Origin of the sequence: Eubacterium maltosivorans, from assembly GCF_002441855.2 — a bacterium.
Classification (GTDB): Bacteria; Bacillota; Clostridia; order Eubacteriales; family Eubacteriaceae; genus Eubacterium; species Eubacterium maltosivorans.
In genome coordinates this window covers 2,417,633-2,442,489 of sequence record NZ_CP029487.1, presented here as the reverse complement: position 1 = coordinate 2,442,489, position 24,857 = coordinate 2,417,633, and the positions used below count along the sequence as shown (strand labels likewise).

The following is a 24,857-nucleotide window of genomic DNA, read 5'->3' as shown; positions in this document are numbered from 1 at the left end:
ATTTTACAGGAGGATTACAAGATGAAAGAAACCAAAAGAGACCTGCTCGGCCAGCTGGCAATAAATAACCAGCTGGGGTGTGTTCAATGCGCCCTGGAGATGGGACAGGAGGTGCCCATCACTTTTTACCAGGCCTTTTGCGAGGGCTGCTGTAAAAATCAGAGCGCCATTAAAATGGACGATGGGCTCAGGGCTTTTCAGGCAATGGGCGTTTATGAGCAGGCGAAAAACCTTGAAACCATGAAAAGGCGTATCGCCGCGCTGCTGGAGCAGTATGAGGCGTCGCTGCAGATTTATGGTAAAAAGACACAGGAGGATCTGAAAAGAAAAATGGAGGCAGACGCCTGCAAGCGTGCCAGGTGCCTGAGCTGCCTGTCCGGCGTTTTGGACGATGCGGTGTGCCCGGCAGATATCAAGCTGCCGCCAAAAGGCAGAAAAGGCGGTGCGTGGTGAATTACCTGACCGAGCTGCTGGCTTTTTACAGATGGCTGGAGACAAGGGAGATGAGCCCGATGCTTCAGGCCTACTGGCACTTGCTTATGTTTTTTAACAATAAGGCCGCTGTCCAGGGTGAGGACGGCAGATGGTACTGGCCTGTGCATTTTAAAGTGACAAACGGTGATGTCAGCCGTTTTCTGGGGCTCTCCGACCGGTTTCAGGTAAACGCCCAGCGCAAGCACCTCATTCGTCACGGTCGCATTGACTATACACCCCACGTGAGCCAGCACGCCGGTAATTACCGGATAAAGCCCTTTGATACCGGGCTTTGCGAGGTGGAGGTAAGCGTGATGGACACCGGGCACAAGCGCCTGGTGTGGACGCAGGGTGTCACGCGTGAAGCGACCCCAGCCGCACCGTTCATAAATAGTATAAATAATAAAACAGGTATTCTATATGGTTCTGTTCCTGAGGCGGCGTCTGTTTCCAACGGCTTCAATCTGCTGCCGGAGCTCACCGGGGCCGAAAAAGCCGCCATTGCGTCGCTGTACCCATGGGACGAGGTGGCACGCTTTAACGCCATGTGGGCGGCGCGGGAAAGAAAACAGCTGGAGCAGCAAAAAAGGGATCGGGAGCAACAGGCGTTTTTTGCCGCCGGAAAGGATAAAAAATGATGAATCGATACGGAAAAGGCCCCGGTATTATCAACCGCCGGAGGGATTACAGGGTAGAGGCCGAGTGCCGGGTGAGTGTGGGCTTTTCTGCCCGAAGCCTGGAGGAGGCAGAGGATTTGTTTTATGAGTACAGCGGCGCGGTGGAGGATCGTTTTCCGGAAATGGTTCTGGAAATAACCGATGTGTATGAGGATAACTGAGGAGGTTAAAATGGATTACCAGGAAATTGACGCCCTGGCTTTAAAGGCGAAGCGGGGAGATTCGTCCGCTGCCGGGCTTTTAGAAAGCTGCTTTCGTCCGCTGATGCTGTCGGCGGCCAGCTTTGGCAAAACAGAAAACTACAGCTTTGAGGACAGCCTGCAGGAGAAGTGTCACTATTCGCACTCGAAAAGAATAAAAAAGAGATTACTCAAAAACCCAGTGTATTACGACGTTTTCGCCGTCTATATCAATATGATCAATTAGATTCCGTACAGCAGCTCGTTGCTCATCGGCGCTACCGGTCTCAAAAATAGAATCTACTCGGCTGAGTGTGGGTTCATAATCTTCGCGTTTTGGAATAGGCTTAATATTCAACTCTCGGATGCTTTTTTCGATTGCTGATTTTTCCTGAGTCAGTTTTTCGATCCGTTCGTTGATCGTTTCAACGGGGACTTTGCCATACTGGTAAAGATCCATAAAATTGTTTATCTGCTTGTCAATTTCCTTAATCTGTTTTTGCATTGCCTGAGTTGGGTCCGGAGCTTCTATTCTTTTTTGAATAACTTTATTAAATTTACTCTCATCCAAAGCTAATTCTTTAATTTGGGCGATAATTAATTGCTCAAGTTCTGCGGCCAAATATTTTGTATTATCGCAATGGGGGTCTTTGATAAGTTCTTTGCGTGATCTGCAAACGGAATAACACATATAACGGTCGTAATAATTATTTCCTGAATGGACGTGATAAGCATATTTTGCGCCACAACGCTTGCAATAAATCATTCCAGTGAGTAAGTGTTTCTGCCGTTTTCCTCTTTGATAGTTCCTTGAATGTTCGCGCTTTTCCTGGACTCTTTTCCACATATCCACATCAATAATTTTTTCATGTTGTCCCGGATATACTTCACCAGAATAGTGAACTAATCCTGCGTATGTTGGTCGGCTGAGAATTCTACGAACAGCGGCATAACCAGAAGCGGATGTTAGCTGCATTTTTTCATATAGCATATTGGAAACTTTCTCCATCCCATATCCCTGAAGGTACAAATCATATATTTCACGAACAATTGACGCCTCATATTCATCAACAATCAATTGTCCATCGACATAACGGTACCCGTATGGAGCAGTGGGGCCCATTACTAAGCCGCTTTTTGCTCTCGCGATGCGCCCCATCATAGTACGCTCTTTAATCTGCTCTCGTTCCAGTTGCGCAAAAGCTGAAAGAATCCCAATCATGGCCCGCCCAAATGCGGTGCCAGTATCCAGACTTTCATTTAGGCTTACAAAGTCAACACTATTTGGGATAAACACATCTTCAATCAGGTATAGCATATCCTTTTGAGAACGGGAGAGGCGATCAAGCTTCCAAACCAAGACAGTGTCGATGGTACCGGTCCCAGCGTCGGTAATCATTTTTTGGACAGCGGGACGATCAAGCTTTGCACCGGAGTAACCGCCATCAATGTATTCATCGACAACCAGCCAATCTTTTGCCTTACAGAAATTCTCAAGGCGTTCCCTTTGCTCTGGAATCGAATAGTTTTCAGTCTGTTCCTCTGTGCTGACGCGGATATAAAGTCCAACATGTTTCATATCAGTTCCTCCTAAAAAAAGGTATAAAAATACCCGGTATTGAGTTTTACCGGGAGGTCTGATATAATAATCTTGTCTAAGGATGTATATAAGGCCTCTCGGTTTTGTATATATCATCGCCCTACTGTTTTAAGCAGTGGGGCGTTTTTACATTAAAGAATGGGAAGTCCCTCACTATCAACAAATGTTTTGGTTATGGTTAATTTTATAAGCACCACTATGGCACCAATCAGGAAACATCCAACAGTTAAAGTAAATAATATTCCCATTTTTATTTTGCCAACATAAAATTGATGCACTCCTAAAAACAACGCTCCAAAAGCACTGATGTTTGAAAGTAAAGCGTTGTCTAACGAAACGCTCATAGTTGAGAATATCATAACCCATACCAGGGGTACAACAAGTAATATAATGCAGGTTAATCGGCTTTTGGGGCTTTCTTTTATATTTCCCTCTTTTTTTATTATGGGCTTCTGTAAAATTTCTTCGAATGGATTTGCGTTTACTAACGGGGCACCACAGTTTGAACAAAATTTTTGTCCATCTGGAATTTCACTTCCACATTTTTCACAATATCTCATAGCTTAAACCTCTTTCCACAATTTAGACATGTCACCCAAACTTTTTTTGAGTTAATTCCGCCAGCCGCCAGTCCGATGGAACCCAACAAACTAGCCCCTATTACAGCCTTACCAACGCCAAAACCCTTTTTATTGGCCACGAGTGATGTTGATCCGCAACGTGGGCAATGCGCCATATTATTTTGCCGTTCGGCTTCAAGTTCAAGCTTTTGCTTTTTTAGCAATAGATCTGCTTTTTTGTACTCTAAATCCGCATCAAGTTTTGTGGTGGAGAATGGCTTTCCGCAATCTCCACAAAATTGAGCTGAATCATCATTTTTTTGTCCGCAGAAAGAACAAAATTTCATAGAAATCCCCCCTTTTGTTTTAAATGTCTAACCCGATATTCAATGAGCTCCATATCAGGTATACCAAGCGCACAAGCCATCTGTGCGAGAGTATAATTGCACAACAAATATTCTTCAAAAATATAATCATCATAAAGGGTAAACGCGGCAAATTGATTTGCCTCCTTTTCCAAACGGTTTACTGAATAAAAAGTGCACTCGCGAAGAAAAGGCGTATTTGACTTTGGATGCAAAATTGCATGTCCTAACTCATGTGCTCCTGTAAAATAGGTTTGATACTCATTTAAATCCTGATTGATGTGGATAAATTTTTGTCGGCGCGTACAATTATAATAACCTCGGATTGAGCCTAGTGGCTCATAAAGAACAATAATATTCTTTTCACGGGCTATTCTAAATGGATCGTTTGTATCAAACTTTCTGACTAAAGAGCGGGCAGTTTTTTCGATGTTCATAGCGCCACACATCCTTCCGCCTAATCTTTTTTATAACGCTTGTTTGTGTATTTCTGTTTAGCGATCTGTTTCCCTAAGCGTATACTATTTTCTAAACTTATTTTTAAAAGTTCCCTCGTTTCATCGTCAAGAGGCTCTCCGTCAAACATAATGCCAGTTTGGGCTGTTTCTAACTGCTCCAGAGTAAAAGATAAGTCTTTAGCGATATCGCGTTCGTCTTTAGCGTTTAAATCTGGAAGGGAATCAGACTTTTGTGACCCTAACTGTTCGGTTTGAACCTCTTTGATGAAAGAGTCGTAATCACCACCAAGAAAATCAACTATTTCTTTTAATTTATCCGCTTTTATTTTTCGTTCTCCTGTTTCGTACCGCTGAATTGTTTTTTCGGTAAGGTCTACATGGGAGGCTACATCTTTTAGTGTATAATCTTTTTCTATTCTAAGTGTTCTCAATTTTTTACCAACTATAGAATAAAACAATTTATCAAATTCGTTCATTGTCTTTTCTCCTTACTTTGTAAAACAATTATAGACCATTTAAGGACAAAATGCAATAAAAAATAAAATATATTTTGTCCGAAAACGGTCTTGACATAGTTGTATGGGGGTGTTAAAATGAAAATGTCCAAAAACGGACAAAGGAGGGATAAAATGCTTTTGAATAAAGTGGAGATTGTGAATAAAATTACTGTTGAAGAAATTAGGATTTTATCGAATTATTCCCAAAAAGAATTTTCTGAGAAAATTGGGATTCCTTTTGGAACATATCGGAAAAAGGCAAGAGGTGAAATTGGATTTTGGGCTAGTGAAATAGCAAAGATTAGCGAACAATTTAATGTTCCAATTGAAAAAATAAAAGTGTAAATTTTTTTAAAATGAAATGTCCGAAAACGGTCAATTTATTACCGCCGATAGGATTGACGGGGTCGCCCCCTTAAATCCTCCTCAAATAGATTGAACATACGCTAACAGACTTTTGCCATACAGCGGCCCTGTCAATCGTATCGGCGGAGAAAGGAAAGCTATATGAAAATCAATGTTATAAATTTAAATAAGCATGGTAAACCGTTTGACATTCGTGGCTATACGGTCGATAGAGCACCAGAAACAGAAGCATTTTATAACCTGATAGCTGCACATGAATTGAAAACTCAGAGAAGAACACCCGATCAGGAGGCCGCCTCATGAAAGCCACCCAGAAAATTGCCCTCCTGAAGGACGCCATCTACTGCGCATGCATCTGGGCCATCGCCACGCTTCTCTGGGGCATCTACAACACACTGGCCTACGACCGGTTCGACGTCGGTAGCATGTGGGTCGTGTTCGCGCTTTTAGCCACAGGGATTTATGTGGCGCTGTACCGGTTCCGGATCCAGCAGGCCGATGAGATGCGCCGCCGCCGGATTCGCCGGATGCCTTATCCGGATGAGGAAGAGACATGGAAGGATTGATGTTAGAAATTCTGATCTCGTTATGCCAGACAAGCGCAAAGATTTACGGGTTTGCGCTTGGGTTGATCGGGATTGGAATTGGAACGGTTGTTGGATTGGCGGTATTGGTCGCGAAGGAGGAAGTGAGTAGGAAATGACAGATGAACAACGTAAAATTGCGCTTAACGGCTTTTACCGAGCGATTAGATACGTGAAAGAAGAAGCGAAAAACAACCGATTTTTAAATGATGTTGAATTTGCGGTTTTTATGGGAAAGATTGTCCTTTTAAGGGATTTGCGTCTTATTACAGAAAAAGAAAGGCACGCTTTAGTCCAAGATGTAAAATTTGCTCATAGTGGGCAATGTGAACAATAAAAAAGGTCCCAAAGCGATGCCACGCATTAGGGACCAGACATATGTTACGTGGTTATTCTACCACAGGAATGGAGAAAAAACAATGTTTAGCTACACAGGGATTCCGCCATAGTAAGAACTGTGCGACGCCATATCCAACTCTTTAAGCATAGTAAGCCTTATCCGCAGGCTAAAAACGCGGAAATAAAAAAACTAAATCGGTTTGTAAAGCTATTTATTAACAGTCCCGGGGAGCGTCGGGTAATCCGCTCACTCCAATTTAGGTAGTAAAAAAATGAGTAATGATTTTGTCATTGCCTATGGGCAATCCCGGCACGGCAGCGGGTGGTCTGCCTGAATTGCTTTAATGGATTAGAGTGTCATGCCAGCACCGCAGTGGCGTATATCTGCGGCACCGGTTTTAATTTTTATGAAAATAAAAAAATAGTCCTCATGCTTGGACGGCTTATGAGGGCTACGTAGTAAAAATATCAATTACAGTATATCACGAAAGGGGAGCTGTGTAAATATGAAACCCGATGAAATTGAATGGGCGATCTGTCAGCTGAATTACCATAACAAACACTTTGAGATCAAAGGAAGCACCGTATACCGGGCCATTGAGATCGCCATCCGGTGTATGCGAGAGGAGAAAAAGCGATGCCAGAAGTCATCACAATAAAGGGCAAGAACCCACACCCGGAATTTATAAAAATAATCACCGGCGTTCTGGTTCCGGCAGAACGGGATGACCAAATAACCATTTTTGGCCCGGAGGATCTGAAAGACCCGATCATTGACCGTTGCGGTTCAGACGTCTGGGACTATCTGAAGCCCTATCTGAAAGAACCGGAAGAAACAGAAACCGTCGATGAAGCAGACCTGTGTTACGAGGACATCGAGGGCCTCAATAACCTTTTGGAAGAAGTGCTTATAATGGTCTGGCACCTGCAGAACTGGCTCACCGAACGAAAGCGCTGGCAGCGCGAGAGTGTCTTAGAGCAAGTAGAGGCCATCGTCAATAAAATCAAAAGCTCCGAATATTATGACGGAGCAGAAAACATGGAGGGATAAACATTGATGGACAAATTAATTATGTACCGGGAAACCCACGAAGAGAAGTCCGGAAACAGCTTGCTGCAGTGTTCAAAGGACGTTGAAATAGAGGTCAAAGCCCTGGCAAAACAGACAGGCCGTCTGACCAAAAACGTCACTGATGATCTGATTCGTTTTGCCTTGGAACGTGTTGAAATTCAGAACAAAGAGGAGGAATAAACAATGAAATTTGTATTCGATAGCCACGAGGAAATCAGAGATTACGCAACACACACCCTGCACATGGTAAACGCGCCGGAGCACCAGCCGGCCTATATTGATAACTCCGGGCTGCATCCGATTGACGTGCAGCAGATGCACCAGCCGGCCCAGCAGCCTGCCCCGACAGGACAGGCGCCAACCGTGTCACCTGTGCAGACAACCGCACAGCCCGCTCCGGCGGCCCCCGCAGCTCCGCAGCCGGCACCCGTTCAGCAGACCCCGGTGACCCCGCCGCCAGCTCAACCCGCCCCAGTACAGCAACCAGCGCCGGCGGCACAACCTCTGCCGACCACTGCCGTGACCCAGGAGTACACCCAGGATCAGATCAGCGTGGCCATGGCCGGTCTGGTCAGCCAGGGCAAACAGCCTGAGATCATGGCGCTGATCCAGGGTTTTGGCGTCAACAGCCTGGTAGAACTGCCCAAAGAACAGTACGGCGCCTTGGCCATCAAGCTGCGGGAAATGGGGGCACAGATATGAGTTCAAAGAAAGAAACCCCAGCCCACGCCCTGCTGTCCGCCAGCAGCGCAGAGCGCTGGCTGAACTGTCCGGCCTCGGTCCGGTTATCCGAAGGGATGCCGGACCTGGCAGGTGATTCGGCCAGAGAAGGCACCCTGGCCCACGCCATCGCCGAGCTGAAACTCCGGAAGCAGTACACCGAGCCCATGGGAAAAGCAACCTTCACAAGACGGATGAACAAGCTGACCAAAGACAATGCGCTGTACAACCCCGAAATGCAGCGTTATACCGACCAGTATCTGGAGTTTGTGAACAGCATCACCTACGCGCAGACAACCGCGCCCTTTGTGGAAGTGGAAAAAAAGGTTAATTACAGCGCTTATGCCCCCGAAGGCTTTGGCACCGTGGACTGTATTGTCATCCACGGGAACCACCTCTGGGTGATCGATTTTAAATATGGCAAGCACAATAAAGTCGACGCCGAGGACAACAGCCAGCTGAAGCTCTATGCCCTGGGGGTACTGGCCGATTATGGCTTCATCTATCCGATCCAGACCGTGACCCTGTGCATTGTGCAGCCCCGTATGGACAACATTGTACAGTGGGACACCGAAGTGGCCGCCCTGTACCAGTGGGGGAATGAAGTCGTCAAACCCCTGGCCGAAGAAGCCTATGCCGGCGGCGGGGAATGTGTGCCCGGTAAACACTGCCAGTTCTGTCCCGTCAAGCCCGTCTGCAAAGCCTACGCCGGGAAGTACGACGTCAAAGAGGAAGAAATTAAAGACCCACAAATGATGAACGCGTCTGAGATGGCCCAGATGCTCGCAAAGCTGGAGGGCGTGGTCAATTACCACAAGAAGCTGAAAGAGTATGCCCTCACCAAAGCACTGGAAGGCTTAACCATCCCAGGATTCAAAGTGGTCGAAGGGCGCAGCACACGCAGCTTCAAAGACCTTGACGCCGCTTTCCAGAAAATCAAGGAGGCCGGCTTTGACGAATCCCTGCTCTATGAACGCGTACCCCTGACCCTGACCGGTGTTGAGAAACTTTTAGGCAAAAACCAGTTCGACAGCCTGTTAGCCGCCGACGTGGTAAAACCCCAGGGAAAACCAACACTGGTACCCGAAGACGACAAACGGGAGCCGTTCAAACCAAAAAGCGCGGCCGAAGTATTCAAAGATATTCAAGTTTAGGAGGATTAAATGGAAAATTTTACCGTTAGCCGTGGAAAATGGCGCGAATATGATGTCAAAGTAACCCTGCAGGCAGGAACATATAAAGGAGATTTCGTATTCCAGATACGGGGAAATATTCCCCCCTATGACGCGCTTAGAGATCTGGACCCGGAATGTGACCCGGTAGAACCGGTCCAAAATAACTGCAGCTACAAGGAGTCTGAAAATGATGACGGAGATTACTGGTTTGAAGCTTTATTAAAAGACGAAGCAGGGAATACCTGTCACATTGAAGATGAGTGCTGTTTTTTAGAAGATTACATCGTTGGATTAGAGATTATCGATTGTAGAAACCGTAAATTTTAGGAGGAATAAACAAAATGAGTGAATTAGTCATTGGTGAAGTAAGATTAAGTTTTGTCCACGTGTTTGCGCCTTATGCGCAGAATAATGGAGATCCCAAATATTCGGTTACCATGCTCATCCCTAAGAGCAATACGGTTCTGGTGCAGCAGATTCAGGCCGCTATTGAACAGGCCAAACAGGAGGGCGTCACGAAGAAGTTCGGTGGCACCATGCCCGGCTTTGTCCGGAGTCCGCTGCACGATGGCGATGGCGTTATGCAGTCCGGAAAACCCTACGGCGAAGAGTGTAAGGGGCACTACGTGATGGCCGCCTCCTGCAAGCCAGAGTTCGGGGCACCCGGAGTCGTCGCAGGTCCAGACCGCCACCCGGCAATGGACCAGAGCGAAGTGTATTCCGGCAGCTATGGCTACGTTGCGGTGAATTTCGGCGCATACAGTGACAGCGGCAACGTGGGCGTGGGCTGCTACCTGCAGCACGTGTGGAAAACACGGGACGGTGAAGCCTTCGCAGGCACCAGAACCAGTGTGGAAGATGCCTTCGCTGGCGTCACCATTCCCGTACAAGGTCAGCCCGCAGCGCAGCCCGGATACACACAACCGGCAGCTGTCCAGCCACCATACGGCCAGGCGCCGCAGTACCAGCAGCCCTCAGCTCCGACAGTCACTCCAGGATATCCGCAGCAGCCTGCCCCCGTACAGCCCCAGTACGGTCAAGCCCCGGCACAGCCCGCAGTACCCCAGCCGGTCGACCCGATCACCGGCCAGCCGATCCCGCCGGCGGTCATGGGTATCTGAGGATTCACAGCCCCCAGAGTGGGGCCTTTTTTAGCAAAGGAGATCGAAAAAATGGACGAAAAAACAATGCTCGAAAAAATAACGCAGTATGGTGAAAGCCACAACGTCGACGTGTACGGGCATATGCCGCCCGGGTATAGTATTGTGCCCGGTGCGTCAACCGCTCCAGTTGGATCCGCGTGGATATGCAACGGAAAAAGCCGCTTTAGTGACGAGAGAAGAAAAGCTTTGTTACTGGAACCTTGGTTATGGGAGCAGATTAAAGCCTGCCAGGGAGGTGCCGGATGAGTAAAAATAAATACAACGAACACCGCTACAACGGATCCGGTTATCCCGACCCAACCTGCGGTGATGCCATCGAGCATTTGGAGCGGGAACAGAAGCAGCGATACAAAAATCAGCCGACAAAGAAGAAACGGGGGCACCCAGATGGCAAAGAACCTCAGCATTGATATCGAAACTTACTCCAGTGTAGATTTAACCAAGTCAGGGCTGTACAAATACGTGCAGTCCTCAGACTTTGAGATTCTGCTCTTTGCTTACAGCTTTGACGATGAACCCGTGGAGGTGGTGGATTTAACCCAGAAAGGGCGAACCCTGCCGCAGCGTGTACTCTGGGCCCTTCAGGACCCAAACGTTAAAAAGACCGCTTTTAACGCGGCCTTTGAGTGGTACTGCATCAACAAGTTTTTCGTAAGCCCCCTGGAGCAGTGGGAGTGTACCATGGTCCATGCCTATTATGCTGGTTACGCCGGCGGTCTTGGCCTGGTGGCCGAAGCCATGGGGATGCCGCCGGATAAAAAGAAAGACACCGCGGGCAAGGCGCTGATTAAGCTGTTCTGCTGTCCTAATGGGAAAAAGACAAAGAAGCACCCTTATGACCGCGTCCTGCCAAAACACGAGCCCGAAAAATGGCAGCTTTTTATCGAATATTGCCGCCAGGACGTGGTCGTGGAAAAAGCCATCAAGGAAAAACTGGGCAAGTACCCTCTGCCTGAACAGGAGCAGCGCTACTGGATCATGGATCAGGCCATCAACAGCGGCGGCGTGGGCACGGCAATGCCGCTGATTGACGGCGCCCTTTATATCAAAGACGCGGTTGAGCAAGAACTGAAAGAAAATATCCGGGCGATCACAGGAACCGACAACCCAAACAGTGACGACCAGGTTAAAGCCTGGATTTTTGAAACCGCCGGCATTGAAGTGAAGTCCCTTGAAAAGAAAGTTGTTGAGGATGTCCTTGACGCCGTGTCCGCATTTCCGGAAGTGGTAACCGTGCTGAACCTGCGTAAGCAGCTGAAAAAATCCAGCCTGGCAAAGTACGCCACCCTGAAGGACGGCACCTGTGCAGATGGGCGATTCCGGGGAATGCTGCAGTTTTACGGCGCGAAAACAGGCCGGTGGGCTGGGCGCGCCGTGCAGCCACAAAATCTTCCCAGGAATTACATGGCCACACTGGACACCGCCCGGGAACTGGTTATGCAGAAAAATGTTGAGGGCTTAAAGATGATTTACGGCAATGTCCAGGACACCGCCAGCCAGCTGATCCGCACCGCGTTTGTGCCGGTCGAAGGCTGCATTTTCGCCGTGGCAGATTACAGCGCCATTGAGGCCCGGGTCATTGCCTGGCTAGCCGGAGAAAACTGGAAGTTGGATGTTTTCAGAACCCACGGCAAAATCTATGAAGCATCCGCCAGTGCCATGTTTGGGGTGCCCCTCGAGAAGATCACAAAGGGAAATCCTGAATACGAGCTCCGGGCAAAAGGAAAAGTGGCCGAGCTGGCCCTGGGCTATCAGGGGTCGGATGGTGCTTTAATCCAGATGGGTGCCCTTAAGATGGGGCTGGAGGAAGAAGAACTCCCGGACATCGTTAGACGCTGGCGGGCATCTAACCCGCGGATCAAAGACCTATGGTGGAAACTGGACCGCGCAGCTGTGCAGTGTGTAAAGTACGGTACACCGCAGTATCTGCAAAAAGGGCTTGTGCTCTCAAGAGACCAGGAATATCTTTTTATCACTTTACCCTCTGGCCGCCAGCTTTTTTATCTTCACCCAGGCATCCTGCCGAACCGGTGGGGCGATGACGCCATTTCCTACGAAGGGCGGGGCGCATCGAAAAAATGGGTCACCCTGGAAACCTATGGGGGCAAACTGACCGAAAACGTGGTTCAGGCCATTGCGAGGGACTGCCTGGCAGAAGCCATGTACAAGCTGCACTGCGCAGGTTATAAAATCTGCTTCCACGTGCACGATGAAGTGATTCTCGAAATTCCCCAAAATGACCCGGTCTATAACCTGGACAATGCCATCAAAATCATGTGTGAGCCCCCGGCCTGGGCGCCGGACCTGCCCTTAAACGCCGATGGCTTTACCAGTGATTATTATAAGAAAGATTAGGAGGCCCTTATGCAAAACAACATCAAGTTAACCATCTCCACCGGGTCCGGAAGGCACGCGGTCTTCTGGTACCCCCAGGAACTGTACTGGGCCGATTTTATACAGAAAGTATCAAGCCCTGTCGTAACCGCTGAAAACTTCACGGCCTACAAGCGCCTGCCCAAAAAACAGCAGGACGACCTCAAGGATGTCGGGGGCTTTGTGGGCGGAAGGCTGGCCGAAAACCGCCGTAAAAACGACAAAGTCATCGACCGGTCCCTGATTACCCTGGACGCGGATTCCGTCCCGTCTGGGGGCACCCAAGCCGTCTTACAGGCGGTATCTGCTCTGGGCTGCGCCTACGTGGTGTACTCCACGCGAAAGCACGAGGAAGCCGCGCCAAGACTGCGCATTGTGATCCCCTTGGACAAGCCCTGCACGGCCGAACAGTATGAGCCCATCGCGCGGAAAGTTGCCAGCTACATCGGCATGGAAATCATGGACCCGTCAACTTTTGAGGCCAGCCGGCTCATGTACTGGCCCAGCGTCAGCGCAGACATGCCACAGCAGTACGTTTTTGCCTATGAAGACAAGCCTTTTCTCTCCGGAGAAGGGGTGCTTGCCCAGTACACCAACTGGCAGGATGTGGCCGAGTGGCCCGAAGTGCCCGGCGCGGCCAAAGTACGGCAGACCGCTGCCAAGCGACAGGGGAATCCCCTGGATAAAAAGGGCGTTGTGGGCGCATTCTGCCGGACCTACGACGTGCCGGCCGCCATCGCGAAGTTTATTCCAGACGCCTACAACCCCTGTGACACCCCAGGGCGTTACAGCTACGCGGAGGGCTCCACCGTGGGCGGGGCCGTGCTTTACGACGGCGGGAACTTCATTTTCTCCCACCACGCCACCGACCCGATTTCCGGCCTGCTCTGCAACGCCTTCGACCTGATAAGGCTGCACAAGTTCGGCCATCTGGACGCGGACGCCAAACCCGAGACCCCAGTGGCCAGCCTGCCCAGCTACCGGGCCATGCGCAGCTTCTGCGTGGAAGACCCGGAGGTCAAGGCGTTACTCAGTACTGAACGCTATGCGCAGGCAGTGGAAGAATTTGAGGGCGTGGAGACGGTGCAGGCAATTGAAGACCCAACCGCGTGGATGGGCCTCATGAAGATGAACGAGAACGGGCAGTATGTGAAAACCATTGAGAATGTGCTGACCGTTTTGGAGCACGACCCGTTAATCCGGGATCACTTCTACCATGATGAGTTCAGCAACCGCCCCGTCGTGACCGCAAGGCTGCCCTGGGAAGAGAACGTCCCGGGGCTTTACCGGGAACGGGGCTGGAAAGACGCCGACGATGCTGGTCTGCGGCTGCACATGGAAAAGTTCTACAACATCAGCGGGCAGCAGAAAATCTATGACGCCATGGCTGTCTACGCGACCAAACACAAGCGCCATAAAATTAGAGAGTACCTGGGCGCCTTAAAATGGGATGGCCAAAAACGCCTTGAAACCCTCTTAATCGACTACTTTGGCGCCGAGGATAACCAGTATTCCAGAGACACCATTAAAAAGGCACTGGTGGCCGCTGTGGCCCGAATCTGGAACCCTGGCGTCAAGTTTGACAACATGCTGATTCTGGCCGGCGCCCAGGGGATTGGGAAGAGCACTTTTTTCAGCAAGCTCGGTAAGAACTGGTTTTCTGACAGCTTGAGAACTTTTGAAGGCAAGGAAGCCAGTGAGCTGCTGCAGGGCTACTGGATCATCGAAGTGGGTGAGCTGGAGGGCTTTAATAAGTCCGAAATGGGCACCATCAAGCAGTTTCTCAGTAAAAAGGATGATATCTACCGGGCGCCATATGGACACCGGACAGAGGCCTTTCCGCGGACGTGTGTATTCTTTGGAACCACCAACGAAAGCGACTTCTTAAGGGACCGCACCGGGAACCGCCGGTTCTGGCCTGTGGACGTTCATAAGGAAAAAGCAACGAAAAGCGTATTCACCGATCTGGATGACGAGGTGGATCAGATCTGGGCTGAAGCCATGGTCTATTATGCCATCGGCGAAAAGCTGTTTCTGGAAGGGGCTGCCGCCAACGAGGCCGAAGAAGCCCAGGAGGCCCATAAGGAAGTAAACCCCAAGGAAGGTGTTATTGTGGACTTTATCAGCCGTCGCGTGCCGCTAGAGTGGAATAAATTCGGACTGATGGAGAGGAGAACCTACTGGGCCACAGAGTGGCCTAAAGCGACGGAAGAAAACACGGTGCCGAGGGATCGAATCTGCGCAGCGGAAATTTGGTGTGAGTGCTTTAACAACGAGCTGAAGTTTATGCAGCGCAAGGATACCGCTGAGATTAATAACATCCTAAACAGTTTGAAAAATACCGAAAAGGTGAGATCGAGTCAACGTTTTGGACCGGATTATGGGAAGCAGAGAGGCTTTTGGTTGAAATAGAATGTAGACAAAGTACGTCAACAAAGTCGACAGACAAAAACACAATGTTGACGTACTTTGATGACGCAAAAACGTAGATTTTAAAAGACTTACAGCTGTTTGTCTACTATGTCTACATTCTTCTATATATAAATATAAAAATAAAGAAATATAAGAATATATACACCTTATAAATCTTATATATTCTTATATTACATAGAGTATATAGGAAAAGTGTTCCAAATGTTCCAGCTGCAAAATTTGTAAAAATAAAAAGGAGATAAAAATGAGTATAAATAAACTGTCGGAGTGCGTCCAATGGCTGGCGGATTTCATGAGAAGTCATCCAATCGTCGAGTGCCGAACCGTTCGAGGCGAAGCCTATAAAAAGGGATTTAGCCAACGAGAGCTTAGGGAAGCAAAAAAGATTTTAGGATTAATCACAGACTTCACCTACAACGAGAAGGGACAAAAAGTCTGGCAATGGAGGTTAGGATATGCTTGAAAAGGAACTGGAAAGAAAATTCGTAGAAGCGGTAAAAAAGGCAGGAGGCCGAGCCTACAAGTTTGTGTCCCCTGGAAATGCGGGGGTGCCGGACCGCTTGGTAATTCTTCCGGGAAACCATATCGGGTTTGTCGAGTTGAAGCAGACCGGCAAGAAACCGACAGCCATCCAAAACCGGCAAATGGACCGGTTGGAGAATCTGGGGTGTCACGTTTATCTGTTGGATCGGCCTGAAGAGATTGACGCGCTGATCAGTGACCTTAAGTGTACGGTTGCCCACGCGGACGATGAGGCTTATACGAAGGAGGTGATGAACCCATGAAATTTATCCCGCATGATTATCAGCGCTATTGTATTAACCGCATGATTTTTGAGGACCATCTAGGATTACTCCTAGACATGGGGCTTTGACTTGGCAAGACCGTCATCGCCCTGACCGCCGTCAACGATCTGCGGTTCAACCGCTTTGCCATTTCAAGAACCCTGGTTATTGCCCCGAAAAAAGTCGCAGAGGACACCTGGACAAGAGAAAGTTCCAAATGGGACCACTTACACCTACTGCGGATTAACGCTGTCTTAGGAGCCAAAAACAAGCGCATCCGGGCACTGAACACACCGGGGGACATCTGGGTCATCAACCGCGAAAATGTGCAGTGGTTGGTGGACTATTACCGCAACGACTGGCCCTTTGACTGTGTGATCATTGATGAGCTGTCAAGCTTTAAGAACCCGAGCGCCAAACGGTTCAAAGCCCTGAAGCTGATGCTGCCGCACATCAAGCGTCTGTACGGTTTAACGGGCACCCCGGCGCCCAACGGTTTACTGGATCTCTGGAGTCAGGTGTATCTGTTGGATCAGGGGCAGCGCTTAGGGAAAACGGTCACCGCCTACCGCGACCGGTATTTTAACCCCGACCAGCGGGGCGCGGACCGGGTTTACACCTACAAGCCAAAAGACGGGTCTGAAGGCAACATCAAGGCGGCTATCTCCGACATCTGCATCAGTCTTTCAGCCCGGGATTACCTGACCTTGCCCAAACGCATTGACAACGTGATCCCGGTCCACCTGAGTCCAAAAGCCGCCGCGCAGTACCGCGAGATGGAAAAAAACATGCTGCTGCAGGTGGATGAGGCCACCATCGACGCCAGCACCGCAGCGGTCTTAAGCAACAAGCTGCTGCAGCTGTGCAACGGAGCTATCTATGACGAAAACAAAGCCGTCTACGCGCTGCACGACGAGAAGCTGGAGGCACTGAAAGAGATTGTGGACACGGCCCAGGGAAACAGCTTGCTGGTGTTTTATAACTTCCAGCATGACCGGGACCGGATCAAGAAAGCCCTGTCCCGGATGAAACTGAGAATCGGGGAATTGAAAACCCCGGAAGACATCGAAGCATGGAACACCGGTAAGCTGGACATTCTGCTGGCTCACCCAGCCAGCGCCGCCTATGGATTAAACCTTCAGGACGGCGGGCACATCGTCGTGTGGTTCGGGCTTAACTGGTCCTTGGAACTGTACCAGCAGGCCAACGCAAGACTGCACCGTCAGGGCCAAACCGAGACCGTCATCGTCCAGCACCTGGTCACCCAGGGCGGCATGGACGAGCAGGTCATGGAAGCGCTGCAGGGGAAGGAAGCCACACAGGATGCCTTACTGAACGCTCTGAAAGCACGGATTGAAGAATATAAGCAGGAGGAAGAAGATGCCAACAATGAAGCCAAAGCGCTGTGAAGGCTGCGGGGCTCTCTTTGACCCAAAAGCTGGGAACCAGCGCTACTGTGGGCCCGCGTGTTATCATCTGGCCCGAGAGCGCCAAAAGCTGGAAGCAGCAAAACCAAGAGAAAAGCGGATGGCCATACAGGAGATTGAGGATGCCGCCAGAAAACACGGCTTAACTTACGGGCAATTTATAGCCAGAATGAGAATGGAGGGTGCCTATGAATCCAACCGAGATTAAAACGGAGTTGGAACGATTGAACAAAGTTCGTCTGGACATTTTGAAATACCAAGGCCCGGAGAGTGTGAAATCAGAGACAAGCTATACAGATGCAGACAATATTCACGGGAACCATCGCCGGGCGGCGATCGATATTTTTGAGGAATATCAGCGTGTTACCGACAGGATGGACGCCCTGAGACAAGAGCTTAAAGACTGTGTTGACCGTTTTGAAAGCTTAGCAGAGAAAGTATTGTTTCTGGTGAACGTATACGGAATGACGCAGAAAGAGGCAGCGGAATATCTGGGGTATAGCCACGACTACGTAAGACATGTTTATTCGGATTTGAATAAATAACACACTTTATAACACACTTCTCAGCACAGTTCAGGGCATAAAAAACACCCCATATGTGGTATAATGGCGTTAACAAGAGTGTAATTAAGAGGCCATGGCAGAAGCTATGGTCTTTTTTCGTACGTAAAAGAGAGGTGATCTTATGGGCATGACCGACAAACAGAAACGTTTTGCAGATGAATACTTAATCGACCTAAACGGAACAAGGGCCTATAAGGTCGCTTATCCGCGGGTGAAAAGCGATGCCGCTGCGTCAGTGAATGCATCAAGGATGCTAAGAATTGCTAAGGTCAAAACCTACATCGACGAACAGCTTGAAAAAATGCACAACGAAAAAACGGCTGATGCGCAGGAGGTGATGGAATATCTGACCGCCGTCATGCGCGGTGAGACCGAGTCCAGCGTCCTAAGCCTGTGTGGTGATGGCTGCCAGGAAATCCTTGAAAAGCCGCCCGATGAAAAAGAGCGTCTGAAGGCCGCAGAGCTACTTGGCAAGCGGTACAGTCTTTTCACCGACAAGGTCGAGCACGGCGGCGACATTGGGGGTGTGGTGATTGTCAATGACATCCCAAAAACAGACACCGGTTAAACTGACATCCCTGATCGCGCCCTCTTTTCACGAGCTGCACTGGGATATTTTAGAGCACAAGCACACGCATTACAAACTGGCCGGGGGCCGCGGATCGACAAAGTCCTCGTTTATCAGCCTGGAAATCATTCTTGGAATGATGCAGGACCCGGAGGCGAACGCCATTGCGATGCGGAAAGTTGGCCGTTTTCTGGAAGAATCCGTCTTCGAGCAGCTGCGGTGGGCCATTGAGGGACTGGGCGTTTCCGACAAATGGAAAGTCCGGTTCTCGCCGCTGGGGCTATCCTATCTCCCATTTGGGAATAAGATCATTTTCCGTGGCGCCGATGATCCTCAAAAGATTAAATCTGTAAAACTTAAAAAAGGCTATTTTAAATACATTTGGTTTGAAGAACGATCCGAGTTTGACGGACCAGAGGAAGAAAGAACCATCCTCCAGTCCCTGATGCGCGGCGGTACCGACTATTATGTTTTTTATTCCTGGAACCCGCCAAAAAGCATCAACAGCTGGGTGAATCAGGACATTCTTCTGGAGCGGCCCGACACCATTGTGAGCCATACAGACTACCGGAGCGTCCCGAGGGATTGGCTTGGCGAACAATTTTTCATCGAGGCCGAGCATCTGCGGGACACAAAGCCAAAAGCCTACGAACACGAATATTTAGGCGTGGCCACCGGGACCGGAGGAGCCGTCTTTGAAAATGTCACCGTTCGCACCATTACCGATGAAGAGCTGTCCCGGTTTGACCGGATTAAAAACGGTCTGGACTTCGGCTATGGCGCAGACCCACTCGCCTATATCAAAATGCACTACAACAAGACGCGAAAACGTCTTTTTTTATTTGGTGAAATCTACGCCGTAAAGCTGGGGAATACCAAAGCCGCCCGGGAAATCCGTAAGCTAAACCCACTCAATCATTACATAACAGCCGATTCAGAAGAACCACGTGCCATTGCGGCACTCAATGAACTGGGGCTTCGTGTCATTGGCGCAAAGAAAGGCCCAGGGTCCGTGGATTATGGGATGGAGTTCCTGTCTGATGAACTGGAGGAGATTGTCATTGACCCGAAGCGCTGTCCCAATGCCGCCCGAGAGTTTACCAGCTACGAACTGGAGCAGGATAAAGACGGCAATTTCAAGGGCAGCTACCCAGACAAGAACAACCACACCATCGACGCTGTGCGGTATGGGATGGAAGACGCCATGACCAGAAGAAAGGCTAAGATAAAAAATAAGGCCCGTGCCGGGCTTAGATAGGAGATTTATAAAAATGCTGACAATATTATTTCAAAAATTAATGTTGATAAAAAAAGGACTCCAAGCCAGAAAAGGTGAAAAGGAGTCGAAACGCGTTCGGGCAGTTTCTAACGGTGTTCATGAAGCTCTTGCATCAGCCATTCGTGATATTGACGAAGCAAAGCAAGTGTAACGGACGTGGAAGCCTGAGAAGCCCCGGCAAATGCATCGTTTTGTGAGGCGGCGGCTTTTCCTGCAATTTCAGATAATTGATCCCGGATCAACTGTTTTTAAAAAAGCATCAAAGTTTTCCATTCTGTGCCCCCTTTCTTTCGTACTTATAACCCGTGATAGGCTATAAGTACATTATAGGGATGTGAAAGCGGAAAAACAAGCACAGAAAAGAGAGGAAGTGATATTATGCAGGTATTTACCATGCCCGCAGAAAAATTTGACGAACAAAATATTGATAAGCAGGCCATCCGGCATCTGATCCTCAAGCACCGGTCCGGTATTGAGCGCCTGCAGAAACTGGAGAACTACTACGAGGGCAGGCATCAGATACTGAGCGATATTGACCGCGAGAATAAACTGGTCTGTAATCACGCCAAAGACATTGCGGACACAGCCAGCGCTTACTTTATTGGCAATCCGGTCTCCTATAAAGCCGAGGCGGACATCACAAGGCTGACAGAAGCGCTGGAAAGCGCTGGATCGGATGAAGCCGATGGGGACAATGGTCTGGACCTGTCCATCTATGGCCGGGCCTATGAATACATCTATGCCAAAGAAGGCGAGACAGCGCTTCAAATCAAAAACCTCAGCCCTAAAAATACCTTCATGGTTTACGATGACAGCATTGAGCAGAATGAACTCTTTGCTGTTTATTATTATGCTAAAGTCGATTCTACTGACAAAGCCAATACCGTATATGTGGCAACCATTGTGACCCGAAATTTTAAATATATCATGGACATCCAGGACATCGAAGGCCCACAGGCGTTTACAGAAGACGCAAAGCCCCATTTTATGGACGCAGTCCCCATCATCGAATACCACAATAACAAGCTGGCCATTGGAGACTATGAGCTGCAAATCCCACTGATCGATGCCTACAACGCGCTCATGAGTGACCGCATCACTGACAAGGAACAGTTCATTGACGCGATCCTTGCCCTGTACGGCGCCCTGCTTTCAGATGAGGATGACGAAAAAGAGGGCGATGGAAAGGGAACCGAGGCAGCCAGAAAGCGGCTGAATCAGGAAAAATTGCTTGAACTGCCCGCCGATGCAAAAGCCGAGTATCTCACCCGCACTTTTGATGAGGCCGGCGTTGAAATCCTGAAGAAAGCCATCGAGCAGGACATCCACAAATTCAGCCACATCCCCTGTATGACAGACGAGAATTTCGGCGGCAACGTTTCCGGTGTGGCCATGGAGTTCAAGTTACTGGGCATGGAGAACATCACAAAGATCAAGACCCGGTGCTACAAAAAAGGCCTCCGGAAGCGGCTTCGTATTTTCGCCAACTTCCTCGGTAAAAAAGCCGTTTCAATCGATGTTTCAGGTGTTTCGCTGGTTTTCACACGAGCGATGCCTAAAAATTTACTGGAGATCAGCCAATACGTGGCAAACCTCTGGGGTAAGGTCAGTAAAAAGACGCTGCTGTCTCAGGTGCCCTTTGTCTATGATCCCGATGAAGAGCTTAAAGCTGTGCAGCAGGAAGAAAAAGAGAACCTCCAAAAGCAAAAGGAAATCTTCGGTAATGCGCCAAACACATCGCCAGAGATAGAGGGTAAGGACGAGGAAGATGGCGAAGCATAGGCTTTCCTACTGGGAGCAGCGGCAGGTTCAGAATATGTACCATTACATGGAAAAGGCTGAGGACGCCGCCGATCAGATCGCGAAGCTGTACCAAAAGGCTTCCGGATACATCAGCCATCAGGCAGACGCAATTTTCGATAAATATCAGACAAAGCACCGTCTGACTGAAGCAGAAGCTTACCGCCTGATTAATCAGCTGCAGGATAAGGCATCTCTGGATGAACTGCTTCAAAAGCTCAGGAATGGCGAGGATCATCAGAAAGAACTGCTTGCAAAACTGGAAGCGCCAGCCTATCAGGCCCGCCTTGAACGCCTGAAGCAGCTGCAAAACCAGATTGACCAGATCATGACCGAGGTATACGATCAGGTAAAACAGAAAAACCGCAGTCACTATGTGGACCTTGGGAATGAAGCCTACTACCGGGGCATCTTTGATCTCCAGCAGCAGGCAGAGGCAGCTTTTGGGTTTTCCTACATTTCCGCCAAGCAGATCGAGGCTGCCGTTAACCGGAAATGGTCTGGAAAAAACTATTCCGAACGCATCTGGAAAAATACCCGGCTGTTAGCACAGGAACTGAAGCAGGAGCTGCTCATCAACCTGGTCACTGGCCGCACGAACCGGGAAGTGGCCGAGATCATACAAAACAAGTTCGGTAAAGGCGCCAGCAAAGCAAGGCGCCTCGTCCGAACCGAGAGCAACTATCTGGCTACGGAATTGAATTTTAAAGCCTACGAGGAATGCGGCGTCGAGAAATACCAGTACCTGGCAACCCTCGACCTGCGCACCTCTGAAATATGCCGAGGTCTGGACGGTAAACTGTTTCTGGTAAAGGACCGCAAAGCTGGCGTGAACTGCCCGCCAATGCACCCCTGGTGCCGGTCAACAACCATTTCAGTGGTGGAAGAATCTTTGATCGCCAAAATGCAGCGCTCCGCCATCGACCCCGCCACGGGCAAACGCATCAAGGTGCCACGCTCCATGAACTATGAAAAATGGTACGACAAATACGTGAGGGGTAAGCCAGCGGTTGAACGGGAAGAAAAGAAATTGAAGAACCGGACAGCTGACCGTTCACAGCACCAAAAATACCGAAAGGTCCTTGCAGACGAAGTGCCTGAAAACCTGGATAAATTCCAGGAAATGAAGTATAATAATAGTGAGCGCTGGCAGTTTACAAAGCTGGATTACCAGCGACAGAATGAACTTGCGAAGCACCCAGAATTAAAATTGCCAAATGCTGAAAATGTTATTGTTCCAGACAAAAAGTTTTCACACTATTTGTTTGGAGGCGATCATCAAAAGGGGTTAGCGAAAGGAGCGGCGTTTACGTCAAGACTGGGTTACGACATTAACAACTGGTCAGAGCTTCAAAATGAAATCACCGAAAGGGCGGTGAAATATCCAGCGGTCTACAAGGACAATAATGGGTATGGCGATAGATACGAGCAAAAAATAGTGCTTTATGGGAATAAAGGTACACCTGCTAACGTTGTTGTTGGGTGGTTACTAAAACCAGATGGCTCTGTCTCAATGTCAAGCGCATACATCAAGGAGGTAAAGTAAATGGAAATCAAGGAATTTGATACTGTACTTTTGAAAGACGGAAGAAAAGCCGACATTATGGAAGCCTTTGACAATAAAGTTTTTATTGCAGACGTCGGCAGTTCTCCAAAGGATTGGGAAACGATCGACATCACCATCGACGATATTAAAGAGGTGATCCCGAATGGATAACTTCACCATCATCTACAAAATCCTAAAGGCTTTAGAAGCAGCCATGGACTTTGAGGCTTTCGATGTTTCTAAGATATCCCATGAGCGCCTTGGCATCTCCTATGAGCGCTGGGAAAAGATTTTAATTATGTTAACAAAGTCCGGATACATCGAGGGCGTTTTTTATGATCAGTGTGCTTCAGATTACAGTCCAAAAATTGAACAGCCCATACAGCCGGTCATCACGCTAAAAGGACTTGAATATCTGGCTGATAATACGTTGATGAAAAAAGCTGCCAACATTTTAAAAGGCATTAAGGAAACCATACCGGAATTATAACCGCTGAATAAACTTCAGTGGTTTTTTTATACCCAAAATCAGGAAAGGTGATGAAAAATGGCAAGACCAAAAATAAGAATTAAAACAGCAGGCATAAAGGCCAAGATTTTTATTGATGGCGTAGAAATTAAGGGAGTTCGCGGATACCAATTAAAGCACACAGCGGGAGGCTTACCCATTTTGGAAGTAGATTTAAAAGCAGTCGACTTAGAAATTGATGGGGATATTATCCCAACATTGCCAGAGATTTATAAAGGTTTTTATGAAAAAAGAGCCGATTAACGGCCCTGGGTGCATTTGTCAAATCGAATCTGGAGCAGAACTGTAAATAGGGCATTGAATATTGCACTTATTTCCATACATATTGTAAGCGCAATCGAACGTGCCTTTTTCATGTTCTTGGGCATCAAAGGTAGACGTATCAATATACTTGACAATAATTTGATAGTCTTTCTTTTGGGTTGGGCAAAAGCCAGAGAATATCTTGTCCATTGTAGAGTCTCCTTTCAAACGTATTTCGATGTGTAGACCGATAATATAATTATAAGGGATTCTAAGCGAACTTTCAACAAGGCAAGTGGAAAGGTAGGTGATCCGTTTATCTCCCGTAAGGCGCAGAGTAACGCGCCTTTTTTCATGCTCCGAAACGAGGGTAAACTATGAAATTTAAGTGCAATGGCTTGGGCTTTGAACGAGCCGGGGCAGAAAGGAAGTACGAATGAAATACCCAAACGATGAACGGATTCCCATGAATCTGCAGCTTTTCGCTGAGGACGCCGCCGACAATGGAGGGGACGGAGCAGGCGAAGGGATAGATAATGCAGCGGGCGCAGAAAGCGCTCCCGAAGACAAACCGCAGGAAAAGCCGCCAAAAACCTTTGAGGAAATTTTGAGCAATAAGGATTATCAAGCTGAGTTTGACCGAAGGGTACAGAAAGCTCTGGAAACGCAGCGTTCTAAGTTAGAGGTGCTCTTTGATGAAAAGGCCACCGAGGCCGAGAAACTGGCAAAAATGACTGAAAAGGAAAAGGCGCAGTACCTGCAGCAGAAAAAAGAAAAAGAGATGGCTGACCGAGAAGCCGCGATCACAAAACGCGAGCTGGCAGCAGAGGCAAAGAACACCCTGGCTGAGAAAAAGCTGCCGGTTAGTCTGGCAGAGGTGCTCAATTATTCGGACGCCGATGCCTGCAAACAATCCATTGAAGCCGTTGAAAAAGCATTTAAAGAGGCTGTCGAGGCCTCTGTGGAAGAACGGCTCAAAGGCGATAAACCACTGAAAAAAGCCCCGTCACAGGACGACACAGACCTGGCGAAACAGGTTGAAAACTTGATGATGGGAAAAGTATAAATTGAAAGGAAAG

38 protein-coding genes and 1 pseudogene are annotated in these 24,857 nt (G+C 48.7%); 33 read left to right on the top strand and 6 right to left on the bottom strand.

The window, feature by feature from the left end:
* Positions 1–21: 21 nt before the first annotated feature.
* From CPZ25_RS11655 to CPZ25_RS20670, 4 genes are read left to right on the top strand one after another with little or no spacing between them, the layout of a single operon-like run.
* Entirely contained in the window at positions 22–453 is a 432-nt protein-coding gene (locus CPZ25_RS11655; protein ID WP_096920497.1) for a hypothetical protein, read from the top strand.
* Complete coding sequence (locus CPZ25_RS11650; protein ID WP_096920496.1) at positions 450–1,112, top strand: restriction endonuclease subunit S; 663 nt, start codon at positions 450–452, stop codon at positions 1,110–1,112. Before CPZ25_RS11655 ends, CPZ25_RS11650 begins: the two co-directional genes overlap by 4 nt.
* The gene (locus tag CPZ25_RS11645; RefSeq protein WP_096920495.1) at positions 1,112–1,312 is read left to right on the top strand and encodes a hypothetical protein; all 201 of its coding nucleotides are present in this window, start codon (positions 1,112–1,114) and stop codon (positions 1,310–1,312) included. Before CPZ25_RS11650 ends, CPZ25_RS11645 begins: the two co-directional genes overlap by 1 nt.
* Before the next feature lie 10 nt (positions 1,313–1,322).
* Complete coding sequence (locus CPZ25_RS20670) at positions 1,323–1,577, top strand: hypothetical protein (protein WP_207670822.1); 255 nt, start codon at positions 1,323–1,325, stop codon at positions 1,575–1,577.
* On the opposite strand, the gene CPZ25_RS11635 is transcribed toward CPZ25_RS20670, so the two are convergent.
* The 5 genes from CPZ25_RS11635 to CPZ25_RS11615 all read right to left on the bottom strand — a co-directional run bounded on the left by CPZ25_RS11635 (position 1,518) and on the right by CPZ25_RS11615 (position 4,789).
* Positions 1,518–2,909: a recombinase family protein gene (locus tag CPZ25_RS11635; protein WP_167495222.1), complete on the bottom strand. Its 1,392-nt coding sequence runs from the start codon at positions 2,907–2,909 to the stop codon at positions 1,518–1,520. The two genes, CPZ25_RS20670 and CPZ25_RS11635, sit on opposite strands and share 60 nt — an antisense overlap.
* Before the next feature lie 152 nt (positions 2,910–3,061).
* The gene (locus tag CPZ25_RS11630; protein ID WP_096920493.1) at positions 3,062–3,490 is read right to left on the bottom strand and encodes a TM2 domain-containing protein; all 429 of its coding nucleotides are present in this window, start codon (positions 3,488–3,490) and stop codon (positions 3,062–3,064) included.
* Positions 3,487–3,837, bottom strand: coding sequence for a double zinc ribbon domain-containing protein (locus CPZ25_RS11625; protein ID WP_096920492.1), 351 nt, complete (start codon positions 3,835–3,837; stop codon positions 3,487–3,489). The genes CPZ25_RS11630 and CPZ25_RS11625 overlap by 4 nt, the downstream gene beginning before the upstream one ends.
* Positions 3,834–4,292, bottom strand: coding sequence for an ImmA/IrrE family metallo-endopeptidase (locus CPZ25_RS11620; protein ID WP_096920569.1), 459 nt, complete (start codon positions 4,290–4,292; stop codon positions 3,834–3,836). Before CPZ25_RS11620 ends, CPZ25_RS11625 begins: the two co-directional genes overlap by 4 nt.
* Positions 4,293–4,312: 20 nt before the next feature.
* Positions 4,313–4,789 (bottom strand): helix-turn-helix domain-containing protein, encoded by a 477-nt coding sequence (locus tag CPZ25_RS11615; RefSeq protein ID WP_096920491.1) that lies wholly within the window; start codon positions 4,787–4,789, stop codon positions 4,313–4,315.
* A gap of 117 nt (positions 4,790–4,906) precedes the next feature.
* Between CPZ25_RS11615 and CPZ25_RS11610 the strand changes: the two genes are divergently transcribed.
* The 28 genes and pseudogenes from CPZ25_RS11610 to CPZ25_RS11500 all read left to right on the top strand — a co-directional run bounded on the left by CPZ25_RS11610 (position 4,907) and on the right by CPZ25_RS11500 (position 23,778).
* A complete protein-coding gene (locus CPZ25_RS11610) occupies positions 4,907–5,155 on the top strand; it encodes a helix-turn-helix domain-containing protein (RefSeq protein ID WP_096920490.1) in 249 nt (82 codons plus the stop codon).
* Positions 5,156–5,317: 162 nt separating this feature from the next.
* Positions 5,318–5,479, top strand: coding sequence for a hypothetical protein (locus CPZ25_RS20495; RefSeq protein ID WP_167495221.1), 162 nt, complete (start codon positions 5,318–5,320; stop codon positions 5,477–5,479).
* Entirely contained in the window at positions 5,476–5,742 is a 267-nt protein-coding gene (locus CPZ25_RS11605; protein ID WP_096920489.1) for a hypothetical protein, read from the top strand. Before CPZ25_RS20495 ends, CPZ25_RS11605 begins: the two co-directional genes overlap by 4 nt.
* Positions 5,743–5,875: 133 nt before the next feature.
* Positions 5,876–6,097 (top strand): hypothetical protein, encoded by a 222-nt coding sequence (locus tag CPZ25_RS11600; RefSeq protein WP_090414712.1) that lies wholly within the window; start codon positions 5,876–5,878, stop codon positions 6,095–6,097.
* A gap of 508 nt (positions 6,098–6,605) precedes the next feature.
* Positions 6,606–6,758, top strand: a complete 153-nt coding sequence (locus tag CPZ25_RS20490; RefSeq protein ID WP_159435624.1) for a hypothetical protein — start codon at positions 6,606–6,608, stop codon at positions 6,756–6,758.
* Positions 6,737–7,150: a hypothetical protein gene (locus CPZ25_RS11595; RefSeq protein ID WP_096920488.1), complete on the top strand. Its 414-nt coding sequence runs from the start codon at positions 6,737–6,739 to the stop codon at positions 7,148–7,150. The genes CPZ25_RS20490 and CPZ25_RS11595 overlap by 22 nt, the downstream gene beginning before the upstream one ends.
* A gap of 6 nt (positions 7,151–7,156) precedes the next feature.
* Entirely contained in the window at positions 7,157–7,351 is a 195-nt protein-coding gene (locus CPZ25_RS11590; RefSeq protein WP_073382727.1) for a hypothetical protein, read from the top strand.
* A gap of 3 nt (positions 7,352–7,354) precedes the next feature.
* Positions 7,355–7,873, top strand: a complete 519-nt coding sequence (locus CPZ25_RS11585; RefSeq protein WP_096920487.1) for a hypothetical protein — start codon at positions 7,355–7,357, stop codon at positions 7,871–7,873.
* The gene (locus CPZ25_RS11580) at positions 7,870–9,045 is read left to right on the top strand and encodes a DUF2800 domain-containing protein (protein ID WP_096920486.1); all 1,176 of its coding nucleotides are present in this window, start codon (positions 7,870–7,872) and stop codon (positions 9,043–9,045) included. Before CPZ25_RS11585 ends, CPZ25_RS11580 begins: the two co-directional genes overlap by 4 nt.
* A gap of 9 nt (positions 9,046–9,054) precedes the next feature.
* A complete protein-coding gene (locus CPZ25_RS11575; protein WP_096920485.1) occupies positions 9,055–9,393 on the top strand; it encodes a DUF5406 family protein in 339 nt (112 codons plus the stop codon).
* Positions 9,394–9,407: 14 nt separating this feature from the next.
* Positions 9,408–10,187 carry a DUF2815 family protein gene (locus CPZ25_RS21010; RefSeq protein ID WP_096920484.1) on the top strand — a complete coding sequence of 260 codons (780 nt, stop codon included), beginning with the start codon at positions 9,408–9,410 and terminating at the stop codon, positions 10,185–10,187.
* A 51-nt stretch (positions 10,188–10,238) separates the two neighbouring features.
* Complete coding sequence (locus CPZ25_RS11565) at positions 10,239–10,475, top strand: hypothetical protein (RefSeq protein ID WP_096920483.1); 237 nt, start codon at positions 10,239–10,241, stop codon at positions 10,473–10,475.
* Positions 10,472–10,639 carry a hypothetical protein gene (locus CPZ25_RS20485; RefSeq protein ID WP_167495220.1) on the top strand — a complete coding sequence of 56 codons (168 nt, stop codon included), beginning with the start codon at positions 10,472–10,474 and terminating at the stop codon, positions 10,637–10,639. Before CPZ25_RS11565 ends, CPZ25_RS20485 begins: the two co-directional genes overlap by 4 nt.
* Positions 10,617–12,584, top strand: a complete 1,968-nt coding sequence (locus tag CPZ25_RS11560) for a DNA polymerase (RefSeq protein ID WP_096920482.1) — start codon at positions 10,617–10,619, stop codon at positions 12,582–12,584. The genes CPZ25_RS20485 and CPZ25_RS11560 overlap by 23 nt, the downstream gene beginning before the upstream one ends.
* A 9-nt stretch (positions 12,585–12,593) precedes the next feature.
* Positions 12,594–15,014: a virulence-associated E family protein gene (locus CPZ25_RS11555; protein WP_096920481.1), complete on the top strand. Its 2,421-nt coding sequence runs from the start codon at positions 12,594–12,596 to the stop codon at positions 15,012–15,014.
* Positions 15,015–15,279: 265 nt separating this feature from the next.
* Complete coding sequence (locus CPZ25_RS11550; protein WP_096920480.1) at positions 15,280–15,498, top strand: hypothetical protein; 219 nt, start codon at positions 15,280–15,282, stop codon at positions 15,496–15,498.
* A complete protein-coding gene (locus tag CPZ25_RS11545) occupies positions 15,491–15,820 on the top strand; it encodes a PDDEXK family nuclease (RefSeq protein ID WP_096920479.1) in 330 nt (109 codons plus the stop codon). Before CPZ25_RS11550 ends, CPZ25_RS11545 begins: the two co-directional genes overlap by 8 nt.
* A pseudogene (locus tag CPZ25_RS21215) lies at positions 15,817–17,229 on the top strand (SNF2-related protein). Before CPZ25_RS11545 ends, CPZ25_RS21215 begins: the two are co-directional and overlap by 4 nt.
* Positions 17,201–17,455 carry a hypothetical protein gene (locus tag CPZ25_RS11535; RefSeq protein WP_096920478.1) on the top strand — a complete coding sequence of 85 codons (255 nt, stop codon included), beginning with the start codon at positions 17,201–17,203 and terminating at the stop codon, positions 17,453–17,455. The pseudogene CPZ25_RS21215 and the gene CPZ25_RS11535 overlap by 29 nt, the downstream one beginning before the upstream one ends.
* Positions 17,436–17,792 carry a hypothetical protein gene (locus tag CPZ25_RS11530; RefSeq protein ID WP_096920477.1) on the top strand — a complete coding sequence of 119 codons (357 nt, stop codon included), beginning with the start codon at positions 17,436–17,438 and terminating at the stop codon, positions 17,790–17,792. The genes CPZ25_RS11535 and CPZ25_RS11530 overlap by 20 nt, the downstream gene beginning before the upstream one ends.
* Positions 17,793–17,934: 142 nt before the next feature.
* Complete coding sequence (locus CPZ25_RS11525) at positions 17,935–18,381, top strand: terminase small subunit (protein ID WP_243129300.1); 447 nt, start codon at positions 17,935–17,937, stop codon at positions 18,379–18,381.
* Positions 18,353–19,639 (top strand): PBSX family phage terminase large subunit, encoded by a 1,287-nt coding sequence (locus tag CPZ25_RS11520; protein WP_096920476.1) that lies wholly within the window; start codon positions 18,353–18,355, stop codon positions 19,637–19,639. The genes CPZ25_RS11525 and CPZ25_RS11520 overlap by 29 nt, the downstream gene beginning before the upstream one ends.
* A gap of 13 nt (positions 19,640–19,652) precedes the next feature.
* Positions 19,653–19,811, top strand: a complete 159-nt coding sequence (locus CPZ25_RS20480) for a hypothetical protein (protein ID WP_154556931.1) — start codon at positions 19,653–19,655, stop codon at positions 19,809–19,811.
* A gap of 227 nt (positions 19,812–20,038) precedes the next feature.
* Positions 20,039–21,442, top strand: a complete 1,404-nt coding sequence (locus tag CPZ25_RS11515; protein ID WP_167495219.1) for a phage portal protein — start codon at positions 20,039–20,041, stop codon at positions 21,440–21,442.
* Complete coding sequence (locus CPZ25_RS11510) at positions 21,429–23,006, top strand: minor capsid protein (protein ID WP_073383720.1); 1,578 nt, start codon at positions 21,429–21,431, stop codon at positions 23,004–23,006. Before CPZ25_RS11515 ends, CPZ25_RS11510 begins: the two co-directional genes overlap by 14 nt.
* A complete protein-coding gene (locus CPZ25_RS20475) occupies positions 23,007–23,177 on the top strand; it encodes a hypothetical protein (protein WP_167495218.1) in 171 nt (56 codons plus the stop codon).
* On the top strand, positions 23,170–23,496 hold the full coding sequence (locus CPZ25_RS11505) for a YjcQ family protein (protein WP_073383717.1): 327 nt from the start codon (positions 23,170–23,172) through the stop codon (positions 23,494–23,496). The genes CPZ25_RS20475 and CPZ25_RS11505 overlap by 8 nt, the downstream gene beginning before the upstream one ends.
* A gap of 57 nt (positions 23,497–23,553) precedes the next feature.
* Complete coding sequence (locus CPZ25_RS11500) at positions 23,554–23,778, top strand: hypothetical protein (RefSeq protein WP_073383714.1); 225 nt, start codon at positions 23,554–23,556, stop codon at positions 23,776–23,778.
* An 18-nt stretch (positions 23,779–23,796) separates the two neighbouring features.
* On the opposite strand, the gene CPZ25_RS11495 is transcribed toward CPZ25_RS11500, so the two are convergent.
* Positions 23,797–23,988 (bottom strand): hypothetical protein, encoded by a 192-nt coding sequence (locus CPZ25_RS11495; RefSeq protein ID WP_073383712.1) that lies wholly within the window; start codon positions 23,986–23,988, stop codon positions 23,797–23,799.
* A 226-nt stretch (positions 23,989–24,214) separates the two neighbouring features.
* Between CPZ25_RS11495 and CPZ25_RS11490 the strand changes: the two genes are divergently transcribed.
* Positions 24,215–24,844 (top strand): DUF4355 domain-containing protein, encoded by a 630-nt coding sequence (locus CPZ25_RS11490; protein ID WP_073383709.1) that lies wholly within the window; start codon positions 24,215–24,217, stop codon positions 24,842–24,844.
* Positions 24,845–24,857: the final 13 nt, after the last annotated feature.

Bases quoted from the DNA above. Each gene is read 5' to 3' on its own strand.
- CPZ25_RS11495 (WP_073383712.1), bottom strand. From the start codon at position 23,988: ATGGACAAGATATTCTCTGGCTTTTGCCCAACCCAAAAGAAAGACTAT.
- CPZ25_RS11505 (WP_073383717.1), top strand. From the start codon at position 23,170: ATGGATAACTTCACCATCATCTACAAAATCCTAAAGGCTTTAGAAGCA.
- CPZ25_RS11595 (WP_096920488.1), top strand. From the start codon at position 6,737: ATGCCAGAAGTCATCACAATAAAGGGCAAGAACCCACACCCGGAATTT.
- CPZ25_RS11610 (WP_096920490.1), top strand. From the start codon at position 4,907: ATGAAAATGTCCAAAAACGGACAAAGGAGGGATAAAATGCTTTTGAAT.
- CPZ25_RS11520 (WP_096920476.1), top strand. From the start codon at position 18,353: ATGACATCCCAAAAACAGACACCGGTTAAACTGACATCCCTGATCGCG.
- CPZ25_RS11560 (WP_096920482.1), top strand. From the start codon at position 10,617: ATGGCAAAGAACCTCAGCATTGATATCGAAACTTACTCCAGTGTAGAT.
- CPZ25_RS11490 (WP_073383709.1), top strand. From the start codon at position 24,215: ATGAAATACCCAAACGATGAACGGATTCCCATGAATCTGCAGCTTTTC.
- CPZ25_RS11655 (WP_096920497.1), top strand. From the start codon at position 22: ATGAAAGAAACCAAAAGAGACCTGCTCGGCCAGCTGGCAATAAATAAC.
- CPZ25_RS11515 (WP_167495219.1), top strand. From the start codon at position 20,039: ATGCAGGTATTTACCATGCCCGCAGAAAAATTTGACGAACAAAATATT.
- CPZ25_RS11590 (WP_073382727.1), top strand. From the start codon at position 7,157: ATGGACAAATTAATTATGTACCGGGAAACCCACGAAGAGAAGTCCGGA.
- CPZ25_RS11525 (WP_243129300.1), top strand. From the start codon at position 17,935: ATGGGCATGACCGACAAACAGAAACGTTTTGCAGATGAATACTTAATC.
- CPZ25_RS11635 (WP_167495222.1), bottom strand. From the start codon at position 2,909: ATGAAACATGTTGGACTTTATATCCGCGTCAGCACAGAGGAACAGACT.
- CPZ25_RS11630 (WP_096920493.1), bottom strand. From the start codon at position 3,490: ATGAGATATTGTGAAAAATGTGGAAGTGAAATTCCAGATGGACAAAAA.
- CPZ25_RS20485 (WP_167495220.1), top strand. From the start codon at position 10,472: ATGAGTAAAAATAAATACAACGAACACCGCTACAACGGATCCGGTTAT.
- CPZ25_RS11575 (WP_096920485.1), top strand. From the start codon at position 9,055: ATGGAAAATTTTACCGTTAGCCGTGGAAAATGGCGCGAATATGATGTC.
- CPZ25_RS11565 (WP_096920483.1), top strand. From the start codon at position 10,239: ATGGACGAAAAAACAATGCTCGAAAAAATAACGCAGTATGGTGAAAGC.
- CPZ25_RS11555 (WP_096920481.1), top strand. From the start codon at position 12,594: ATGCAAAACAACATCAAGTTAACCATCTCCACCGGGTCCGGAAGGCAC.
- CPZ25_RS11500 (WP_073383714.1), top strand. From the start codon at position 23,554: ATGGCAAGACCAAAAATAAGAATTAAAACAGCAGGCATAAAGGCCAAG.
- CPZ25_RS11600 (WP_090414712.1), top strand. From the start codon at position 5,876: ATGACAGATGAACAACGTAAAATTGCGCTTAACGGCTTTTACCGAGCG.
- CPZ25_RS11545 (WP_096920479.1), top strand. From the start codon at position 15,491: ATGCTTGAAAAGGAACTGGAAAGAAAATTCGTAGAAGCGGTAAAAAAG.
- CPZ25_RS11625 (WP_096920492.1), bottom strand. From the start codon at position 3,837: ATGAAATTTTGTTCTTTCTGCGGACAAAAAAATGATGATTCAGCTCAA.
- CPZ25_RS11605 (WP_096920489.1), top strand. From the start codon at position 5,476: ATGAAAGCCACCCAGAAAATTGCCCTCCTGAAGGACGCCATCTACTGC.
- CPZ25_RS20480 (WP_154556931.1), top strand. From the start codon at position 19,653: ATGCTGACAATATTATTTCAAAAATTAATGTTGATAAAAAAAGGACTC.
- CPZ25_RS20490 (WP_159435624.1), top strand. From the start codon at position 6,606: ATGAAACCCGATGAAATTGAATGGGCGATCTGTCAGCTGAATTACCAT.
- CPZ25_RS11580 (WP_096920486.1), top strand. From the start codon at position 7,870: ATGAGTTCAAAGAAAGAAACCCCAGCCCACGCCCTGCTGTCCGCCAGC.
- CPZ25_RS20475 (WP_167495218.1), top strand. From the start codon at position 23,007: ATGGAAATCAAGGAATTTGATACTGTACTTTTGAAAGACGGAAGAAAA.
- CPZ25_RS20495 (WP_167495221.1), top strand. From the start codon at position 5,318: ATGAAAATCAATGTTATAAATTTAAATAAGCATGGTAAACCGTTTGAC.
- CPZ25_RS11530 (WP_096920477.1), top strand. From the start codon at position 17,436: ATGAATCCAACCGAGATTAAAACGGAGTTGGAACGATTGAACAAAGTT.
- CPZ25_RS11585 (WP_096920487.1), top strand. From the start codon at position 7,355: ATGAAATTTGTATTCGATAGCCACGAGGAAATCAGAGATTACGCAACA.
- CPZ25_RS11535 (WP_096920478.1), top strand. From the start codon at position 17,201: ATGCCAACAATGAAGCCAAAGCGCTGTGAAGGCTGCGGGGCTCTCTTT.
- CPZ25_RS11510 (WP_073383720.1), top strand. From the start codon at position 21,429: ATGGCGAAGCATAGGCTTTCCTACTGGGAGCAGCGGCAGGTTCAGAAT.
- CPZ25_RS11550 (WP_096920480.1), top strand. From the start codon at position 15,280: ATGAGTATAAATAAACTGTCGGAGTGCGTCCAATGGCTGGCGGATTTC.
- CPZ25_RS21010 (WP_096920484.1), top strand. From the start codon at position 9,408: ATGAGTGAATTAGTCATTGGTGAAGTAAGATTAAGTTTTGTCCACGTG.
- CPZ25_RS11615 (WP_096920491.1), bottom strand. From the start codon at position 4,789: ATGAACGAATTTGATAAATTGTTTTATTCTATAGTTGGTAAAAAATTG.
- CPZ25_RS11620 (WP_096920569.1), bottom strand. From the start codon at position 4,292: ATGAACATCGAAAAAACTGCCCGCTCTTTAGTCAGAAAGTTTGATACA.
- CPZ25_RS11645 (WP_096920495.1), top strand. From the start codon at position 1,112: ATGAATCGATACGGAAAAGGCCCCGGTATTATCAACCGCCGGAGGGAT.
- CPZ25_RS20670 (WP_207670822.1), top strand. From the start codon at position 1,323: ATGGATTACCAGGAAATTGACGCCCTGGCTTTAAAGGCGAAGCGGGGA.